The sequence below is a fragment of the Bradyrhizobium sp. YCK136 genome (assembly GCF_044570075.1).
GTDB lineage: Bacteria > Pseudomonadota > Alphaproteobacteria > Rhizobiales > Xanthobacteraceae > Bradyrhizobium > Bradyrhizobium diazoefficiens.
In genome coordinates, this window is record NZ_CP172424.1 from 6,054,815 (window position 1) to 6,070,189 (window position 15,375).

The 15,375-nt window shown below is 65.9% G+C and carries 13 protein-coding genes and 1 pseudogene; 8 read left to right on the forward strand and 6 right to left on the reverse strand.

The window, feature by feature from the left end; translation table 11 throughout:
- Positions 1–54 precede the first annotated feature (54 nt).
- The 6 genes from ACFLEY_RS29425 to ACFLEY_RS29450 are packed head-to-tail and all read right to left on the reverse strand — an operon-like array spanning position 55 to position 5,920.
- Positions 55–1,104, reverse strand: a complete 1,050-nt coding sequence (locus ACFLEY_RS29425; RefSeq protein WP_060913019.1) for a LacI family DNA-binding transcriptional regulator — start codon at positions 1,102–1,104, stop codon at positions 55–57.
- Positions 1,101–1,745, reverse strand: a complete 645-nt coding sequence (locus tag ACFLEY_RS29430) for a ThuA domain-containing protein (protein ID WP_060911367.1) — start codon at positions 1,743–1,745, stop codon at positions 1,101–1,103. The genes ACFLEY_RS29425 and ACFLEY_RS29430 overlap by 4 nt, the downstream gene beginning before the upstream one ends.
- A 10-nt stretch (positions 1,746–1,755) precedes the next feature.
- Positions 1,756–2,853: a Gfo/Idh/MocA family protein gene (locus tag ACFLEY_RS29435; RefSeq protein ID WP_060911366.1), complete on the reverse strand. Its 1,098-nt coding sequence runs from the start codon at positions 2,851–2,853 to the stop codon at positions 1,756–1,758.
- Positions 2,854–2,875: 22 nt separating this feature from the next.
- A complete protein-coding gene (locus ACFLEY_RS29440; protein ID WP_060911365.1) occupies positions 2,876–3,724 on the reverse strand; it encodes a carbohydrate ABC transporter permease in 849 nt (282 codons plus the stop codon).
- Positions 3,717–4,658: a carbohydrate ABC transporter permease gene (locus ACFLEY_RS29445; RefSeq protein WP_060911364.1), complete on the reverse strand. Its 942-nt coding sequence runs from the start codon at positions 4,656–4,658 to the stop codon at positions 3,717–3,719. Before ACFLEY_RS29445 ends, ACFLEY_RS29440 begins: the two co-directional genes overlap by 8 nt.
- A 2-nt stretch (positions 4,659–4,660) precedes the next feature.
- A complete protein-coding gene (locus ACFLEY_RS29450) occupies positions 4,661–5,920 on the reverse strand; it encodes an extracellular solute-binding protein (RefSeq protein ID WP_060911363.1) in 1,260 nt (419 codons plus the stop codon).
- A 168-nt stretch (positions 5,921–6,088) separates the two neighbouring features.
- Here ACFLEY_RS29450 and ACFLEY_RS29455 point away from each other — a divergent pair, with 168 nt between their 5' ends.
- From ACFLEY_RS29455 to ACFLEY_RS29490, 8 genes and pseudogenes are all read left to right on the forward strand, one after another.
- Entirely contained in the window at positions 6,089–6,847 is a 759-nt protein-coding gene (locus ACFLEY_RS29455; protein ID WP_396604272.1) for an SDR family NAD(P)-dependent oxidoreductase, read from the forward strand.
- Between the two features lie 236 nt (positions 6,848–7,083).
- Entirely contained in the window at positions 7,084–8,334 is a 1,251-nt protein-coding gene (locus ACFLEY_RS29460) for an ABC transporter substrate-binding protein (protein WP_060911361.1), read from the forward strand.
- A 123-nt stretch (positions 8,335–8,457) separates the two neighbouring features.
- A pseudogene (locus ACFLEY_RS29465) lies at positions 8,458–9,268 on the forward strand (helix-turn-helix domain-containing protein).
- Positions 9,269–9,458: 190 nt separating this feature from the next.
- Complete coding sequence (locus ACFLEY_RS29470; RefSeq protein ID WP_060911360.1) at positions 9,459–10,469, forward strand: branched-chain amino acid ABC transporter permease; 1,011 nt, start codon at positions 9,459–9,461, stop codon at positions 10,467–10,469.
- A gap of 1 nt (position 10,470) precedes the next feature.
- Positions 10,471–11,553 carry a branched-chain amino acid ABC transporter permease gene (locus ACFLEY_RS29475; RefSeq protein WP_060911359.1) on the forward strand — a complete coding sequence of 361 codons (1,083 nt, stop codon included), beginning with the start codon at positions 10,471–10,473 and terminating at the stop codon, positions 11,551–11,553.
- Positions 11,546–12,328, forward strand: a complete 783-nt coding sequence (locus ACFLEY_RS29480) for an ABC transporter ATP-binding protein (RefSeq protein ID WP_211433320.1) — start codon at positions 11,546–11,548, stop codon at positions 12,326–12,328. Before ACFLEY_RS29475 ends, ACFLEY_RS29480 begins: the two co-directional genes overlap by 8 nt.
- On the forward strand, positions 12,321–14,537 hold the full coding sequence (locus tag ACFLEY_RS29485; RefSeq protein ID WP_211433319.1) for an ABC transporter permease: 2,217 nt from the start codon (positions 12,321–12,323) through the stop codon (positions 14,535–14,537). Before ACFLEY_RS29480 ends, ACFLEY_RS29485 begins: the two co-directional genes overlap by 8 nt.
- Positions 14,538–14,540: 3 nt before the next feature.
- Positions 14,541–15,374, forward strand: coding sequence for a phosphoenolpyruvate hydrolase family protein (locus tag ACFLEY_RS29490; RefSeq protein ID WP_060911358.1), 834 nt, complete (start codon positions 14,541–14,543; stop codon positions 15,372–15,374).
- Position 15,375 lies beyond the last annotated feature (1 nt).

Below are 15,375 nucleotides of genomic sequence, written 5' to 3' on the forward strand. Positions count from 1 at the left end.
CGCCCTCGCCGGCTCGATCGGGCGAGAGCAGCGGCCGCGCATCAGAGCTCGCAGTTACGGCAGATTGTCCCGCAGAAAAATGTCGATGCGGATGCGTTCCTGGTCGGGGCTGATGGGCTCACCCGAGCAATGCGCGAGCAGGACGCGCGCTGCGGACCGCGCCTCGTGGCCGGGGTCCTGGTTGATGATGGCGTCGAGCGTGCCGCGGACCAAGAAGCGCCGCGTGTGCTGGGTCAGCTCATGGGTGATCCAGACCACTTCGCGCGCGCGGCCCGAGGCCTCGAGCGCATCGGCGATGCCACGGTTCCCGGCGCCGCAGCAATAGATGCCGCGGAGATCGGCATGGCGCGCCAGCAGCGCGGCCGTGAGCTTCCGCGTTCGGTCGCTGTCGTCGCGCCCCTCGATGACCGGGAGCGCGCGCAAATCCGGATACTCGCTGGACAGGATCTGGTGGAAGCCGAACTGCCGCTCGGTATGATCGCGCAGCGACAGCGAGCCCGCGATCACCGCGACCGTCCCCTCGTTGCCGGCGAGGAAGCGTCCCATCAGGGTGGCCGCGGTCCGGCCCGCGGCCGGGTTGTCGATCCCGACATAGTGCAGGCGGCGCGAGCTCGGCGCGTCCGACACCAGGGTCACCACGGCGACCCCGCGGCCCACGAGTTCGTCGATCGCGGCGCGTACCCTCGGATGGTCGAGCGCGATGACGGCGACGCCTTGATAGGTCGGCGACAGGTTTTCCAGCGCGCTGGCCAGCACGTCCGGATCGAACACGTCGACATGGAGAATATCGATGAAGCCGCGCTGGCCGGCGAGCCAGTCCGCGGTGCGCTGGACCTGCTCGGTCAGGTTGGTCATGAAGCTGTTGCTGCCGGTCGGCAGCACGAACGCGAAGCGGAACGTCTGGCCGCGGGCAAGCCGCGCGGCCGCGACGTCGGCACGATAGCCGAGCTTGGCGACCGCGGCCTCGACGCGCGCAACCGTCTTGGCGCGCACGCCCTCGCGCCGGTTGACGACGCGGTCGACGGTGGCGAGCGAAACGCCCGCCGCGCGCGCGACATCCTCGAGCGTCGCGCGAAGCACCGGCTGCGCCGCGCCGGCTGTCATTCGCGCGCCGCCCACAGCATGCCGCGGATCATCAACGTCCGGATCTCAGGGACGTCGAGCTCGTAGGCGCGGTGGCCGAGCGAGGAGTAGAATACCCTGCCCGCGCCGTAGCGCTTCTTCCACACCACCGGCATGACCACGCCCTCGATCCAGGGCGCGTGCTCGCCGGTGAAGGTCGTCGTCGCCAACACCTCGTTGGCGGGGTCGACATGCATGTAATACTGCTCTGAACGATGCTCGAAACTCTTCAGGCCCTTCATGATGGGGTCGTCCGGCTTCGTCAAGTCGACCTTGTAGTCGATGATGTTGCCGGGATGCGCGACCCACTGCCCGCCACACAGGAACTGGTAGTCGACGGAATCGCGGAACGCGTCGCACATGCCGCCATGATGGCCGGCGAGCCCGACGCCGCTGCGCACCGCCGCGCAGAGATTGAGCGCTTCCGCCTTCTCGATCTTCGACATGGTGTAGATCGGGATGATCAACGACAGATCGTGAATCGCTGGATCGGCGAACGCCGCCGTCGTGGTTTCGATCCGCACCTCGAAGCCTTCCGCCTTCAGCCAGCCGCGGATCATCGAGGCACAGAGATCCGGATCGTGTCCCGGCCAGCCACCCCAAACAATCATTGCCTTGCGCATGTTTCTGTCCTCAGTCGATCTGTCCGGTTTCGCGTCCGGCCGGCAGCATCGCCGGCCGCTCGACGCGGCTCTCGATCTTGACGCGCCGCCCGTCGTCGGCGGAGGTCTGGAACGCCTCCATCACCTCCAGCACGTGGAAGGCGAGCGCGCCACTGGCGCGATGCGGCCGGTTGTTCAGGATCGCGGCGGCCATGTCGGCGACGCCCATCGAGCGGAACTCACCGTCGACATGGCCGTGCGTCGGCGGCACCGTCTCCCATTCACCGCCGGTCCTCGCGACCTGCACCTCGCCGCCGAAGCGGTTCGGGTCCGGCACCAGCATGCTGCCCTTGTCGCCATAGATCTCGATCGGCGCGTGCCGGTGCTTCGGGACATCAAAGCTCATCGCGATCGAGACGACCGCCCCGCTCTCGAATTCGAGCGTGCCCGCCACATGGGTCGAGACCTCGACCGGAATCAGCGTGCCGTTCATCGGCTGGCTGGTCACCACGCGCTCGGATTTCGGACGCGCGGTCGAGCCCATCACGCTCGCGACCGGGCCGAGCAGCTGGACGAGATCGGTGATGTAATACGGCCCCATGTCCAGCATCGGCCCGCCGCCGCGCAGGTAATAGAAGCCCGGCGCCGGATGCCAGCGCTCGCGGCCGGGACAGCCGAAGAAGGCGCTGCCCGCAACCGGCGTGCCGATCGCACCGTCGTCGATCAGCTTGCGCGCGGTCTGGTGTCCACCGCCGAGGAACGTATCCGGCGCGCAGCCGACGCGAAGGTTCTTCTGCGCCGCGAGATCGATCACCTTGCGCGCCTCCGCGACGTTGATGCCGAGCGGCTTCTCGGAATGGACATGCTTGCCGGCATTGAGCACGGCGAGGCTGACGTCGGTGTGAGCGAGCGGCACCGTGAGATTGATGACGATCTCGACGTCGTCGCGCCTCAGCAACTGATCGACCCGCATCCCCGGCAGGCCGAAGGCCGCGCCCTGGCGCTCCGCGGCATCGCTGCGCATGTCGGCGAGCGCCTTGACCTCCATGACCGGGAAGCGCTGGGCCGCCTTCAGATAGGCGGTGCTGATATTGCCGCAGCCGATGATTCCGACGCCTATTCTTCTCATTGTGATCTCCGCGAGATTCCGTTCATCCCTTGACCGCGCCTGCGGTGAGGCCGGCAACGATGTGCTTCTGCGCCAGAAGGAAGAGAATGACCGTCGGCAGGATGGTCAGCGTGATGAAGGCCAGGATCAGGTGCCACTCGGACGAATACTCGCCTTGATAAACCATGATACCGAGCGGCCAGGGATAGAGCGCATCGGTGTTGAGCATCACCAGTGGCAGCAGATAGGCGTTCCAGCTGTTGACGAAGGTGATGGTGCCGACGGTGGCAAGGATCGGCCGTGACAGCGGCAGCGTCACGTAGCGAAAGAACTTGATGTAGCTGCAGCCGTCCACCAGCGCGGCTTCGAGCAATTCATAGGGAATGTCCTTGAAGAAGCGCCGCAGCAGCAGCACGCTCATGGCCAGGCTGAATGCGACCTGCGGCAGCGCGACGCCGAAATACGTATCGAGCAGCCCGAGATCGCGCACCTTGATGAACAGCGGCAACACCGCCGTCGCGGCGGGAAACAGCAGGCCGAGCGTCAGGTAGCTCAGCAGCATCGATGAGCCGTAGAACCTGACATGAGCGAAGGTGAACGCGGCCATCGAAGCCACGATCAGGGTCAGCGCCACCGCGAGCGTCGAGATGACCAGCGAGTTGCGGAGCAGCTGCCAGTAGCGCGCTGAGAACAGGATGTCGGCATAGTTCTGCCATTCCCAGTGCCTTGGCAGGCCGAACGGATTGACGCGCAGCTCACCGAGCGACTTGAAGCCGCCGAGCAGGGTCGCGAGCAGCGGCACCAGCACGAAGACGGCGATCACGGCGAGGAACAGCGCCTTGAACAGCACGGCGGGATCGAACGCGGCACGGGTGGTCTCAGTGTTACTCATCGCGCATGAACCATCGCTTGTAGGTGAAGGCAAAGGTCACGCAGATCACGAACAGGATGACGCCGATGGCGCTGCCATAGCCGACGCGCATGCGCGAGATGCCGTTGTTGTAGAGGAAGCTCACCATCGTGTTGGAGGAATCCGCAGGTCCCCCGCGCGTCAGCGGCATCACCAGGTCGAACAGCTGCAGCGAACCGATGATGGCGAAGAACACCGAGAGCCGGATGGTCGGATAGAGCAACGGGATGACGACGTGGCGGAGCGTCTGCGACCGCGTCGCCCCGTCGATGGTGGCCGCCTCGACCAGGCTCTTGTCGAGGCCCTGAAGCGCGGCGATGAACAGCATCATGTGGAAGCCGAAATACTTCCATACGATGACGATCAGCACCGCCAGCATCGCCGTGTCGGTCGAGGCCAGCAGATGCGGCGGCTCGGCGCCGAAGGTGCGCCAGATCGAAGCGACCAGGCCGTAGTCTCCGTCGTAGACGAACGAGAAGATCAGCCCGGTTGCGATCTCGGCCAGGATATAGGGCATGAAGAACAGCATGCGCAGCGCCACCGCCCCGCGAAAGCGCTCGGCGAGCATCAAGGCGAGCGTGAGCGCCAGCGGCAGCTGTATCAGCAGCGAGACCGCGATGATCAGCCCGTTGTTGCGCAGCGCGAGCCAGAAGGCGCGCGTCTCCAGCACGAAGCGGTAATTGTCGAAGCCGATCCAGTTGGTCGGCCGGCCAAAGCCGTTCCAGTTGAAGGCCGAGTACCAGGCCGCCTCGCCGATCGGCACCACCACGAACAGCGTGAACAACAGCAGCGCCGGCGGCAGGAACAGGATCAGCACCGTGAAGCGGCCGTCCCAGCCGGGGGCGCGCACCGCCGTCGGCGAGACCGATGTCTGCGCAACGCCCATCGCCGGCGCGCTCGCGATCGGTCGCGCCACCGTCAGTTACCCTGCTTCCAGGCCGCCTCGATCGCTTTCGCGGCGTCCTGCGGGCTCATGCTGCCGCCGGCGATTTCGGCAGTAACGTCATTGACGACGCGACCGACCGAGGGACCGAGGCTCTGGTCGTAGAAGTTCTGGTGATAGTTCGACTTCGCCAGATTGGCCGCGATCAGCTTCATGAAGGAATTGTTGAGGCCGGCATCCGCGCCCTGCACCACCGGGATGATGAAATTGCCCGCCGCAAGCCGCGTCTGTACGTCCCTGGAGACGAAGTATTTCAGGAAGTCGACCGCCTCCTTCGGCGAGCCCTTGGTGATCAGCCAGCCGGTGATGCCGCCGAGCGTGTCGGTCGGCGCGCCCTTGCCGCCCGAGACGACCGGGAAGTCGAACCAGCAGATCTTGTCCTCGGAGAGGCCCACCTTGTCGGCGGCGAGCGCGCGCTGCAGATGATAGACGGTGCTGATGGCGAGCGTCATTGCCGCCTTGCCGTCGCCGAAATAACCGACCGCCTGCGGATTCTTGAAGCCCAGGAAACCGTTCTGGAACGGCTGAAGATCGACGAGCTGCTTGAACAGCTCGCCGGACTTCTGGAAGGTTTCGCCGGCGAAGCCGCCGTTCTCGCCGCGCAGCGCCGCGTCGAAGGCCGGCTTGCCGCCAATGCGCACGGCAAGATGCGTCCAATAGAAGTGCAACGGCCATTTGTCGGCGCCGCCGACCACGATCGGCGTCACGCCTGCGGCCTTCAACGTCTTGACGGCGGCAAGCAGATCATCCCAGCTCTTGATCCCCGCGGGATCGACCTTCGCCTTGGCCATCAGTTCCCTGTTGCAGAGGAAGCCGACCTGCGACAGCGCGGTCGGAAGTCCATAAACGCGGCCATTGCCGGTGAAGGCAGCGAGCGCTGCCGGCGTCAGGCTGTCGCTGTAACCCTTCACGGAATCAGTGATGTCGTCGAGGACGCCGGCTTCGATCTGCGCCTTCAGGACTCCACCGGCCCAGCTGTAGATGATGTTCGGCCGATCCTTGGATTGCAGGATGGTCGGCAGCTTGGCCTTGTAGGCCTCGTTCTCGAGGAACTGCATCTCGACCTTGACGCCCGGATGCGACGCCTCATAGGCGCGCGCGACCTCCTCCCAGATCTTCACCTGGGCCGGATTGGCCTCGATGTGGAGCCATTTGACCGTCGTGTCGGCTGCGGCAGAGTTGGCCCAAAGCAGGCATGCGGCAGCGGCGAGTCCCAGCTTCCCGAGCAGTCTCATCACATCCCTCCCGATCGGCTCTTATTCTTTGGCTGCAATCCTGCCTTCGATTTTTGAGGTACGCAACTAAAATTCTGATCTATGGACCTCACGGCGATAGCGGCTAAGGTTGGCGGCACAACAGGGCGGCGCCTTGCACCGCCCGCAACACAAGAAAAAGAGGTGCCCATGGCCGCCGTTTATTCCGACCTTGCCGGCAAGGTCGTTCTCGTCACCGGTGGCGCATCGGGGATTGGCGCTGCGATCGTGCGGCGCTTCGCGCAGCAGAAATCCAATGTCGTGTTCTTCGACATCAAGGCCGACGAGGGCCAACACCTGGCACGCGAGCTGTCGGATCAGGATCTGGCTACGCATTTCCAGCGCGTCGACCTGACCGATATCGCTGCGTTGCGCGCCGGCGTCGCGGAGGCGCGCAACGCCCACGGCGCGATCAACATCCTCGTCAACAATGCCGCACATGACGAACGGCACAACACCGAGGAGATGACGCCGGAATATTGGGACGACCGCATCGCGGTGAACCTGAAGCACCAGTTCTTTGCGGCGCAAGCCGTGCTGCCGGACATGAAGGCGGCGAAGGCCGGCGCCATCATCAATTTCGGCTCGGTGTCGTGGATGGCCGGACAGGGCGGCATGGCGGCGTACACGGCCAGCAAGTCGGGCGTCGTCGGCCTCACGCGCTCCCTCGCGCGCGACTACGGTCCCTACAATATTCGGGTGAACGCGATCGCGCCGGGCTGGATCATGACCGAGCGCCAGCTCGAGAAATGGATGACGCCGGCGGGCGAGATCGAACTGCAGCAGCGACAGTGCCTGAAGCGCCGGCTGGTGCCGGACGAGATCGCGAAATTCACCGTTTTCCTCGCCTCCGACGAGGCCTCCGCCTGCACCGCTCAGCACTACGTCGTGGATGGCGGCTGGGTGTGAGATGCCTTGAGGACGGTGGGTGCATCAGGGCGCGGCACGGTCGCCGATTGCACTGCAAAATCACTTGCGCCGCAACATTCAAAAATGAGACTGCCCGTCAAACCGGACACGGCGCCCACGCAGGCACCGCATTCGACTTCAGCTAGCTTCCCTCCAAAGCCGCGGGCCGTTCGAGAGCCACGGGCGTCGCGCCCGGTTCGGCGCGGCAACAAAGCGACGACACAGGGAGGAGCACAATGTCGAAATGCGGTGTGGGACTGCTTGCGCTGAGCAGCCTGTTTCTTTCGAGCGCGGCGATCGCCCAGGAAAAGATCAAGGTGGGCGTGACCGCAACCCTCGAAGGCACCTACACGGTGCTGGGCGAGGACGGCATGCGCGGCCACCAGACGGCACTCAACGTGCTGGGCAAGAAAATCGGCGACAAGGAGCTTGAGTTCATCGTCGCATCGACCGACGCGACGCCGGATTCGGCAGTGCGCGCCGTCCGCAAGCTAATCGAGCAGGACAAGGTGCAGATCCTGCTGTCGCCGCTCTCCGGCGACGAGGGTATCGCGGTGAAGAACTTTGCAAAGACCCATCCCGAGCTGACCTTCATCAATGCGGCATCCGGCGCCCAGGAAACGACCTATGTCGATCCCGCCCCGAACTTCTTCCGCTACAACATGGACGGCGCGCAGTGGCAGGTCGGCCTCGGCAAATACGCCTATGACGACAAGAAGTATCGCAAGATCGCGACCGTCGGCGAAGACTACTCCTTCATCTACACCCAGGTGTTCGGCCTCGTGCTCGAGTTCTGCGGCGCCGGAGGCCAGGTCACCAACCGGCAATGGGTTCCGCTCGGCACCAAGGACTTTGCCTCCGTCATCGCCGCGCTGCCCGACGACGTCGATGCCATCTATCTCGGGCTTGGCGGGGCGGACGCCGTCAACTTCCTCAATCAGTATCAGCAGGCCGGCGGCAGGGCGCATCTGATGGGAGGCTCCATCATGATCGACCAGACCATCCTGTCTTCAAAGGGGAATGCCAAGAACGCGCTGATCGGCACCATCGCTGCGAGCGGCCAGGCCGATACCTGGGAGGATCCGGGCTGGCAGAAGTTCGTGAAGGCCTATCAGGACGCCTTCCCGCCCAACAAGCGTTTTCCAAGCCCGTCACTGCTCGCGACCAATTACTATGGCTCGACAATGGCCCTGATCCTGGCGCTGCGCGAGGTCAATGGCGATCTCAGCGACAACCAATCGAAGTTCAGGACTGCGCTCGCGAAGATCGAGCTCGACGCGCCGAACGGCAAGATCAAGCTCGACTCCAATCGTCAGGCGATCGGCACCAACTTCGTCACCGAAGTCGTCGATGATGGCAAGGGCGCGCTGTTCAGCAAGGTCGTGAAGGTGATCCCGAACGTGAACCAGACGCTCGGCTACGACCCGGCCGTGTTCTCGAAGATCGGGCTGCCGAGCCGCACCGTGCCGGAATGTAAGAAATACTGACGCATCACATCGGCAGCAGACGAGCGGGGAGCGACTTGCTGACGCGGGCGCTCTCCGCTCTTGCAATCTCGGCGGCGTTGTTGAACGCTGGCTGAAAAGACAAGAACATTCGGGAGGGAAGGCATGAGCCGTGCGCTCGCCGTCTTCCACGGCCGGTTCGGTCGGGCGACGGTTTATCAGTTGAACCGCCCTTTCAATATCCACGCGCATCGTGAAGGTCATCTGATCTTCCATGTCGGCGGCATGCCCGCATGCATCGATGTCTCCGCCGGCCACTACGATCTCAACGAAACCTCGGTCGTTGCCGTCAATCCCTGGGAGCCGCACAATTTTCTGCCGACCGACCTCGACGGCGGCGCGATCTTCTTCGTGCTCTATGTCAATCCCGAATGGTTTGCGCCCGATGCATCGGGCACCGACCGGCTGCGCTTCGGCCGCACGCAGTTCAAGCGCACTGTCGCGCTCGACAAGCACATCCGGCGAACAGCCGCCTTGGTGTGCGGCGCACCATCGCTCTCCAGCCTCGATTCCGAGCTCCGGCGGCTGATCGACATTTGCTACGATGAAAGCTGGCAACAGGCGGAGACCGTACGCGATGCGCGGGCGAGCGGCGCCGTGACCGACTTCCGCGTGCGCAAATGCATCAAGCTGATGTCCGAGAGTCCGGGGGCGGAGATGGAGCTCGACACCATCGCGCGCGAGTCCGGCCTGTCGCGACCTCACTTCTACCGGCTGCGTCACGCCGAACCTCTATCTCAACACGCTGATCATGGAACAGGCGCTCGAAGCGCTGGTCGCCAGCGAGGCACCGATCGCCGATATCGGCTTCGATCTCGGCTTCTCCTCGCAGAGCGGCTTCACCCGCTTCTTCGCCGCCAATGTGGGGATGGCTCCGACCGACTATCGTCGCGCCGCCAAGGTCTTGCGCGCCTGACCGCCGCGCGAAAAGATACTCACGATCAAATGTCGCACTTAAAGCCCGGCTAGGATGAGCGCAACGCGACCCCCAGATGGTCGCGACGACGGGAGCGCACGTTCATGGCGAGGCGAGCAGCCGCTGCAAGGCTGTCTGACCTGCATTCGGTGGAGCTTCGGCGCGCCGCCTGGACAAGCGGGCGGCGCAAATGAGCCGTTTCATCGAACGCCATCCCGCCTGGGCGCTGATCTCGATCATCGCGATCGCCATCGCGCTGTGGCTGATCTTCGCAGTCTGGCCGCCGGGCCTCGAAGAGGCAATCGGGCGCAAGCGCGTCTTCCTCAACGCCGTCTTCAACGGCATCACGCTCGGCGGGCTCTACTTCCTCGTCGCGAGCGGCTTCACGCTGATCTTCGGCCTGATGCGCAACGTCAACCTGGCGCACGGCTCTCTCTATCTGTTCGGCGGCTATGTCGGCTACGCCATCAGCACAGCCACCGGCTCCTGGCTCCTCAGCTTCATCGTTGCCTTCGTCCTGACCGCGCTGGTCGGCGTGCTGCTTCAGGTGATCGTGTTCCGGCGCATGGAAGGCCAGGACCTCAGGCAGACCATGGTGACGATCGGGCTCTCGATCGTGTTTGCCGACCTGATGCTCTGGGCCTGCGGCGGCGACTTCTACCAGATCCAGACCCCGAGCTGGCTGATCGGGCCCGTGGATCTGCCGCTGATCACGGCGGTGAAATCCTCGGGCGAGCCGGTCCATCTCCGATATCCGGTGGTGCGGCTGGTGATCTTCGCGGCGTCCGTCGTGATCGGCGTCGGCATGTGGCTCGCGCTCAACCGCACCCGGATCGGCATGATCATCCGCGCCGGCGTCGACGATCGCGACATGCTGGCCGCCACCGGCGTGCGCATCCAGCTCGTCTTCGTGCTGGTGTTCGCGTTCGGCGCAGGGCTTGCCGGCATCGCCGGGGTCGTCGGCGGCACCTTCCAGTCGCTGTCCCCCGGCGAGGACATCCGTTTCCTGCTGGCCTCGCTGGTGGTGGTGATCGTCGGCGGCATGGGATCGATCCCCGGTGCGGCGCTCGGCGCGCTCATCATCGGCCTCGCCGAGCAGCTCGGCTCGGTCTACATCCCGACCTACGCCATCGTCGTGACCTTCCTGATCATGGTGCTGGTGCTGGCAATCCGGCCGCAGGGCCTCCTGGCGAGGCGCTGACATGTCCCTCGCCCACGACGCCCGCGTTACCGTCCGCCCCGCCGCCGTGGCGGAGCGTTCCGCGCGGGCATGGCCGGAGATCGACAATCCCGCCGCCTGGATCGTCGCGGTCCTCCTCCTGATCATGCCGCTGATCGCCAACGGCTTCTTCCTGATCGAGATCTTCGCCACCACGCTGATCCTCGGCATTATCGCGCTGAGCCTGATGTTCCTCGCCGGCTACGGCGGCATGGTCAGCCTGATGCAGCTCACCATCGCCGGCTTTGCGGCCTACATGGTCGCCGTGTTCGGCGTCAGTGCCAACACCAATATCAGCCTCGGCTGGCCGTGGTGGCTCGCGGTTCCGATGGCGCTCGCGCTCGCGACCATCTTCGGCACGCTCGGCGGCGCGCTGGCCGTCCGCACCGAAGGCATCTACACCATCATGATCACGCTCGCGATCGGCGCGGCCTTCTACTATTTCACCAACCAGAACTGGGCGATCTTCAACGGCCACACCGGCATCAACACCGTCGCGACGCCGCATTTCTGGGGCGTCAACTGGCGCGCAGACATCCCGTTCTACTATATCGTGCTCGCGGTTGCCGCGCTGTGCTACTTCGCCGTCGACTACATCTCCCGCGCACCGTTCGGCCTGGCGCTGCAAGGCGTGCGCGACAATCCCCGCCGCATGGCCGCGCTCGGCTTCAACGTCAATGCGCATCGCGTCGCGGCTTACGCCTTCGCGTCCTTCGTCGCCGCGCTCGCCGGCGTACTCCAGGTCTGGAACTACCGCCAGATCTCGCCGGGTTCGGTCAGCGTCGGCGCCTGCATCGACGTGCTGATCATCGCCGTGGTCGGCGGCATCACGCGCCCGATCGGTCCCTTCATCGGCGCACTGATCTTCGTGCTGCTGCGCACCTTCGCGCTCGATGTCCTGATCAAGTTCGGGCTCGACGGCAACCGTTTCCGGCTGCTGATCGGGCTCGGCTTCCTCGCCATCGTATTCTGGTCCTCGGACGGCGTGATCGGCCTGTGGCAGCGCTGGCGCCAGAGCCAGCGCCCCACGACGAGCCGTTCGGGCGGAGCAAGCGGCCATGGATAGCGTCGCCCAACGCCTCTCCGCCGCCGGCGCCGGCGCCGCGCTCGAGCTGCGCGGCGTGACGCGCCTGTTCGGCGCGCTGGCGGCGCTGACCGACGTCACCATTACCGTGCGTCCCGGCGAGCGGCGCGCCGTGCTCGGCTCGAACGGCGCCGGCAAGACCACGCTGTTCAACTGCATCACCGGCGACTTTCCGCCCTCCTCGGGCACCATCCGCTTCTTCGGCGAGGACGTCACCCACTTCCCGCCCTATGAACGCATCCGCCGCGGGCTGCGCCGGACCTACCAGATCTCGGCGCTGTTCCCCGGCCTCACCGTGCAGGACAACGTCTATCTCGCCTGCCGCGGCATCTCGCGCGGACGTTTCTCGTTCCTGCGCCCGGGACAGAACGACGCCCTGATGCACGCAGCCGACAACCTGGTGCAGGCCGTGCACCTGACCGCGGTGAAGGACCAGCGCGTCGCCGAGCTCGCGCATGGCCAGCAGCGCCAGCTCGAGATCGCGCTCGCGCTCGCCGGCGCCCCGCGCTTCGTGCTGTTCGACGAACCGGCCGCGGGCCTGTCCCCGACCGAACGGCAGGAGCTGATCGAGATCCTGACCTCGCTGCCCGCCCATATCGGCTACATCATCATCGAGCACGACATGGACGTCGCCTTGCGCGTCGTCGAGAGCGTCACGATGATGCACAACGGCCGCGTCTTCAAGGAAGGCCTGCCGCAGGAGATCGAGTCCGATCCCGAGGTGCAGGAGCTTTACCTCGGAGGCGGCCATGAATGAGGCCCGCCGCACAGCCGCCGCGCTCGAGGTCCACGGCCTCGACGTCTACTACGGCCACTCGCACGCGCTGCAAGGCGTCGACCTCGCGCTGGAGAGCGGCGTGTTCTCCGTCGTCGGCCGCAACGGCATGGGCAAGACCACGCTGTGCAAGGCGATCATGGGACTGGTGCCGGTCAGCGGCGGGTCGATCCGCATCCGCGGCGAGGACATCACGCGGCGCTCGCCGGCCCACATCGCCCGCCTCGGCGTCGGCTATGTGCCGCAGGGCCGCCGCCTCTGGCGCTCGCTCAGCGTCGACGAGCACCTGCGGCTCGCCGCCAGCATGCGATCCGGTGCCTGGACCGTCGAGCGCATCTACGACACCTTCCCGCGCCTCGCCGAGCGCAAGGACCATGGCGGCGGCCAGCTCTCCGGCGGCGAGCAGCAGATGCTCGCGATCTCGCGCGCACTGCTCACCAATCCGCATCTGTTGATCATGGACGAGCCGACCGAGGGGCTTGCGCCCGTCATCGTGGCGCAGGTCGAGGAAATGCTGCTGCGGCTCGGCGAGGACGGCGACATGGCCGTGCTGGTGATCGAGCAGAACATCGGCGTCGCCACCGCGATCTCGCGCAATGTCGCGATCATGGTCAACGGCCGCATCAACCGCATCATCGATTCGGCACGGCTTGCCGCCGATCGCGAGCTCCAGCAGCGCCTGCTCGGTGTCGGACTGCATGCGGCCCTCGAGCCGGATGTCGACGCGGCCGCTGCCGGCAGTGAGCCGAGGCCGGCCCCGCAGCCCTCGCGCCCGAGCGGGCCGATCCGGATCTACATCTCCAACCCCACCTTGCCGACACGCTGGTCGCAGCCGGTCCCGATCGCGCGGATCGAAGCGGCCGCACGCACGCTTTCGACGCAGGTTTCGCGTCTCGACGAGACCGCGCGGCGCAAGCGCGAGCCGGCGACCGCGCAGGCATCCGGACCGCCGGTGGTGCTGGTCGTCGGCACGCTCGACACCAAGGGCGCCGAGCTGCGCTTCATCCGCGACATCATCACCGAGAGCGGCCTGCGCACACGCCTGGTCGACGTCTCCACCAGCGGCAGGCACGCGAGCTGCGATGTCTCCGCACAGGAGATCGCGCTGAACCACGGACGCGGCGGCTCGGCCGTGTTCGGCCCGGACCGCGGCGCCGCCGTGACCGCGATGGCGGATGCGTTCGCCAACTGGCTGCGGCGGCAAGGCAATATCGCCGGCGTGATCACGGCCGGGGGCTCGGGTGCCGCATCGCTCGTTGCGCCGGGCATGCGTACCCTGCCCGTCGGCGTGCCGAAGCTGATCATCTCCTCCGTCGCCTCAGGCGATGTCGGGCCCTATGTCGGGCCCGCCGACATCACCATGATGTATTCGGTCACCGACGTGCAGGGGCTCAACGCGATCTCGCGCGCGGTGCTCTCGAACGGTGCGAATGCCATCGCCGGCATGGTGAAGGCGCGCCTCGATCAGCGCGAAGCCAGGGAGCGCGCGACCGCCGCCAGCCTGCCGTCGATCGGCATCACCATGTTCGGTGTGACGACGCCGGCCGTGCAGAGAATCGCCGCCGATCTGCGCGAGGATTTCGAGTGCCTCGTCTTCCACGCCACCGGCGTCGGCGGCCGCTCGATGGAGAAGCTGATCGAGACCGGCCAGCTCGCCGGCGTCATAGACCTGACCACGACCGAAGTCTGCGACCTCCTGATGGGTGGCGTGTTTCCCGCGACCGAGGATCGTTTCGGTGCGATCATCCGCACCCGCGCGCCCTATGTCGGCTCGGTCGGCGCACTCGACATGGTCAATTTCGGCGCGCCCGACACCATCCCGGAGCGTTACCGGGGCCGCAAGTTCCACGTCCACAATCCGCAGGTGACCTTGATGCGGACCACGGCCGAAGAGAACGAGCGCCTCGGCCGCTGGATCGGCGAAAAGCTGAACCAGATGGACGGGCCCGTGCGCTTCTTCCTGCCCGAGCGCGGCGTCTCCGCGCTCGATACCCGTGGCCGGCCGTTCTGGGATCCGGATGCCGACGCCGCGCTGTTCCGCACGCTGGAGCGTACGGTGCGGCAGACCGGCCACCGTCAGCTCATTCGCGTCCCCAGAAACATCAACGATCCCGAGTTCGCCTCGACCATCGCAGCTGCGTTCCGAACGCTGTTCGGCCGCACCGGGGCGCGCCGGAGACTAGCGAGGTGACCGATGGCCAGGTTTGAGCGCGCAGCACTCCTGAGGCGATTTCGCGGCATGGCCAGGCGGGGCGAGCCGATCGTCGGCGGCGGCGCCGGCACCGGGCTTTCGGCCAAATGCGAGGAGGCCGGCGGCGTCGATCTCATCGTCATCTACAATTCCGGCCGCTACCGCATGGCCGGCCGCGGCTCGCTCGCGGGGCTCATGCCGTACGGCGATGCCAACGCCATCGTGCTGGAGATGGCCGGCGAGGTGCTGCCCGTCGTCAGCAAGACGCCGGTGCTCGCCGGCGTCAACGGCACCGATCCGTTCCGCGACATGGACGTATTCCTCGACCAGTTGAAGGCGCTCGGCTTCGCCGGCGTGCAGAACTTTCCGACCGTCGGCCTGATCGACGGCGTGTTCCGCGCCAATCTCGAAGAGACCGGGATGTCCTATGCGCTCGAGATCGACATGATCGCGAAGGCGCGCGAGAAGGACCTGCTGACCACGCCCTACGTCTTCAGCGAGAAGGAAGCCGCCGCGATGGCGATCGCCGGGGCCGACATCATCGTCTGCCATCTCGGGCTCACCACCGGCGGCACGATCGGGGCGCAGACCGCGCCGAAATTGCAGGACTGCCCGGCGCGCATCGACACCTGGGCCTCTGCCGCGCTCAGCGTCAATCCGGACATTCTGGTGCTCGCGCATGGCGGGCCGATCGCCGATCCCGCCGACGCCGATTTCATCATGAAGAACACCCGCAACTGTCACGGCTTCTACGGCGCGTCCTCGATGGAACGACTGCCCGTGGAGCGCGCCCTGACGGAACAGGTGCGTCAATTCAAGGCCATCGGCGCGCGATAAC